Annotated in this window: 2 protein-coding genes; one reads left to right on the top strand and one right to left on the bottom strand. The window is 65.1% G+C overall.

Annotated elements, in window-relative coordinates; translation table 11 throughout:
* Positions 1-60: 60 nt before the first annotated feature.
* A complete protein-coding gene (locus EN993_RS35515; protein ID WP_127266212.1) occupies positions 61-1,086 on the bottom strand; it encodes a LacI family DNA-binding transcriptional regulator in 1,026 nt (341 codons plus the stop codon).
* 197 nt (positions 1,087-1,283) lie between these two features.
* Here EN993_RS35515 and EN993_RS35510 point away from each other — a divergent pair.
* Positions 1,284-1,664, top strand: a 381-nt coding sequence (locus tag EN993_RS35510; protein WP_164758052.1) for a Gfo/Idh/MocA family oxidoreductase, incomplete at its 3' end; no start/stop codon positions are given.

Below are 1,664 nucleotides of genomic sequence, written 5' to 3'. Positions count from 1 at the left end.
CCTGAATCTCAACACACCTTGAGGCCTGGCCGGGCAAATTTCACGGCCGATCCGCCACCATCAATCGCTGTCGCGTGCGACCAGCTCCAGCGGCCAGACTTCACGGATGATCCGCGGACCTTCTGGGCCGGCGAAGGCCGGGATCGAGGCCAGCAGCATTTCGGCGAGCCGCTGTCCCATCGGCTCCAGCGCCGGGCGGAAGGCGGTCAGCGCCGGCGAGAAATAGCGGCAAAGCGGCGTGTCGACGATGACGGTCACCGCCATGTCATGACCCGGCCTGATGCCCATCTCGGCCAGCGCCTTGCAGCCGCCAAGCGCCATCGCGTCATTGTTGAAGATGATGGCGGTCGGCGGGGCCTTGGATCGCATGACCTGCGGCGTCACCTCGTAGCCGCCCGCCTCGTTGATGAAGCCTGACGCGATCAGTTCGGGGGCGACCTCGATGCCGTGCCGCCGCAAGGCCTTGCGGTAGCCGGCTAGGAACAGATAACCGAAGTTGAGGTCGAGCGATGGGCGGACGGCGGCGATGCGGCGGTGGCCGCGCGCCACAAGGCGGTCGACCGCGTCGGCCCCGGCCTTCTCGAAATCAAGGTCGAGGGAAGGGTAGGACTTGGCCCCGGAACGACTGCGGCCAAGCGTGGCGAACGGAAAGCCGGTCTGGGTGAGATAGTCGATGCGGTCGTCCTCGCGCCGCGTCCAGGCCAGCAGCACCGCATCGGCGCGGCGCGTTTCGACGACACGACGCAGGCGCTCCTGCTGATAGTCGCCCGGCGCGCCCATCACCACGATCAGGTCGAGCCCGCTTTCGGCGAGCTTGGCCTGCAGCCCGATTAGGAACGGAATGAAGAATGGCTCGCCATATTGCTGGTCGCCCGGATGCGGCTGCAGCATGAAGGCGATCGAATGGGTGGCGCCCTGCCGCAGGCTGCGGCCGGACTGGTTCGGCGAATAGTTGAGTGTCCTGGCCGCCTCGAGCACGCGCTTTCGTGTGTCGGCATTGACGTCGGCGCGACCGTTCAGCGCCCGCGACACGGTGCCGATCGAAATGTTCAGGTGACGGGCAAGGTCGTGAATGCTGGATGCCAAGTGACTGTCCTCCCCCTTGCTTGGCTAGCACCGGCGGCCGCTCAGGCCAAGGTGACAAGACGATTTTCGCAAGCGGCCAATTGACATTCTACGCCTTCGGGTGTGTTCTCGTAAACGTTTACGGAAAAACGTTTACGGTCCTGCCGTGAATGCCGTGACGATCGGTCTGGAGGGACCGAGCGGAGGAGGAGCGCTGGATGATCAATGTCGTCCTGGTCGGCTGCGGAGCGATGAGCAAAGCCTGGCTCGATGCCATCAGGCAAATCGACGGGCTCGCCATTGTCGGCCTTGTCGACCTCGACGCCGACAGGGCGCGGGCGAGGGCGCGCGAATACGACCTCACCAATGCCGTCATCGGCAGCAATCTCGACGCCGTGCTCGACCAGACCCAACCGCAAGCGGTGTTCGATGTGGTGGTTCCCGCCGCCCGGCGAGAAGTCGCGCTTTCCGCCTTTGCCCATCATTGCCATCTCTTGACGGAAAAACCGCTCGCCGACAGTCCGGAGAATGCGCGCGCCATCGTCGAGGCTGCTCGCCGCGCCGGACGCATTCATGCCGTCGTCCAGAACCGCCGCTAC

Source organism: Mesorhizobium sp. M7D.F.Ca.US.004.01.2.1 (assembly GCF_003997785.1).
In the GTDB taxonomy this organism is placed as follows: Bacteria; Pseudomonadota; Alphaproteobacteria; order Rhizobiales; family Rhizobiaceae; genus Mesorhizobium; species Mesorhizobium loti.
Note: the sequence above shows the minus strand (reverse complement) of the source record. Positions and strands in the feature narration are given on the sequence as shown.